This window comes from Bacillus sp. JJ722 (genome assembly GCF_036963345.1).
Lineage (GTDB): Bacteria > Bacillota > Bacilli > Bacillales > DSM-1321 > Bacillus_AD.
On record NZ_JBALMO010000254.1, the window covers coordinates 1 to 2,091 of the forward strand.

Annotated in this window: 2 protein-coding genes and 1 pseudogene; all 3 read left to right on the forward strand. The window is 32.2% G+C overall.

Annotated elements, in window-relative coordinates:
• Nucleotides 1-39 precede the first annotated feature (39 nt).
• On the forward strand, nt 40-987 hold the full coding sequence (locus V7014_RS23015; RefSeq protein ID WP_335510723.1) for an MATE family efflux transporter: 948 nt from the start codon (nt 40-42) through the stop codon (nt 985-987).
• 35 nt (nt 988-1,022) lie between these two features.
• Complete coding sequence (locus V7014_RS23020; RefSeq protein ID WP_335510724.1) at nt 1,023-1,361, forward strand: MATE family efflux transporter; 339 nt, start codon at nt 1,023-1,025, stop codon at nt 1,359-1,361.
• A pseudogene (locus V7014_RS23025) lies at nt 1,351-2,091 on the forward strand (bifunctional glutamate--cysteine ligase GshA/glutathione synthetase GshB); the annotation flags it as partial. The gene V7014_RS23020 and the pseudogene V7014_RS23025, both read left to right, overlap by 11 nt.

Genomic DNA, 2,091 nt, shown 5'->3' on the forward strand with positions numbered 1-2,091 from the left:
AATTGTAATGTTTCAATGACATTTCGTAGGGGAATCAAAATGAAAAAAAATGATTTAACATCTGGGAATGAACTATCTGTTATTTCCCTTCTATCTCTACCCTTAATAGGAAGCTCATTACTTCAATTCCTATACAACTTCATAGACATGCTTTTCGTTGGAGGTCTTGGCCCTGATGCTATCGCATCTGTGGGATCAGCAAGTTTTTTTATTAACTTAGGATACTCGATTCAAGCAATGATTGTTGTTGGTGGAGGAATAAAAATTGCTCATTCAATGGGAAGCAAAAATGAATTAGAAAGCACCTCCTATATCGGGATTTCATTATTATTGAACCTTTTCATAGGAGTTCTAACAATACTCGGATTATGGTTCTTTGGCAATCAACTATTAGATTTTCTAGATTTACAAAATGAAGCCGTCCAATCCGGTGCCTATCAGTACTTAGCAGTTTCTGGATTCATGCTATTTTTCTCTTATTTCAACATATTCTTTATTCGAATGTTTAGCAGTTTCGGAAATAATAAACAGAGCTTTTATATTAGTGCTTTGAGCCTTTTACTCAATATCATTCTTGATCCCATTTTTATCTATACATTGGAATGGGGAGTAATTGGAGCCGCAATTGCCACATTAATAGCCCAAGTACTCATGTTTATTTTATTTGTATATCTAGCCAGAAATATATTATTTCATAAAAACATTATTCAAATAAGTTATCATAAGGCATTAGAAATTGTAAAACTAGGTATTCCAATGTCAACACAGCGAGTACTTTTTACTGTTATCAATATTATTTTAGCTAAATTTATAGCTTCGTATGGGACAGATGCTGTTGCTGCTCAAAAAATTGGTCTACAAATTGAATCTGTTACTTTTATTGTAATGGGGAGCTTGAATGGGGCTGTAAGTAGTTTTATCGGACAAAATTTTGGGGCGAAAAAGTTTAAAAGAATCCTAAAAGGCTATCATGTAAGTCTGCTTTAGGAATTTTATATGCTCTTCTAACTAGCATAGTCTTTATCTTCTTTTCTGAGGAATTAGCTCGACTCTTCACTCAAGATATTGAGACTATTGCAATCACATCATCCTATTTAAAAATTATAGGATTATCTCAAATATTTATGGCTATGGAGATGATAGGAACGGGTGTTTATACAGGTATTGGTTTGCCTAAAATACCATCGGCCATTTCCATTGTATTTACGCTTATGCGAATACCTTTAGCTATATCCCTTACTCCTATATTCGGATTAAATGGAATTTGGTTGAGCATCGCCATATCATCTTTCGTAAAAGGTATGTTATCAGTAATCATATTCAAGTTTATATATAGGAGGAAATATCAAAATGCGATTTAATATGTTTTCTAACCTTTCAAATAAACAAATATTAGATGTCAACTTAGGAATTGAACGGGAAGGATTGCGTGTAACTAGTAATGGAACGCTTTCGTTAACCCCTCACCCTAGAGTTTTCGGTGATAAAAAAGAAAATCCTTATATCACTACGGATTTTTCGGAAAGTCAATTAGAGCTTGTCACACCAGTATTTCATAATACAAGTGATGCTATTGAGTTTTTAGATTCTTTATATAATATAGCCGCATTAGAACTGGATAATGAATATATTTGGCCACAATCTATGCCTGCTATAACTCCAGAAGATCAAGATATTCCAATAGCAACATTCTCTGATCAAGGAAATGATGAACGTTATCGTGCGTATTTAGAACAAAAATACGGAGGAAAAAAACAACTCATCTCAGGTATTCATATCAATTTTTCTTTGGGAGATAAATTAATACACTGTTTATATAGTAAATCTGATAAACAAAAAGCATTACAAGATTTTAAACAAGAACTATATTTAAAAATTACACGTAACTATTTACGTCATCATTGGTTATTAGTATATTTTCTAGGTGCAACTAATGCCATCCATAAAACATATGAACAACAGTGTGTAGAAACATTACAAGAAATTTCAGAGGAAACGTACTCTAATGAAAAAGCAACATCATATAGAAACAGTATCTGTGGTTATCAAAACAAAGAATTCATAAAGCTCGATTATTCATCTATTGATAAA

Excerpts from the sequence above, each read along its gene's own strand:
- V7014_RS23015 (WP_335510723.1), top strand. The coding sequence starts at position 40 with ATGAAAAAAAATGATTTAACATCTGGGAATGAACTATCTGTTATTTCC.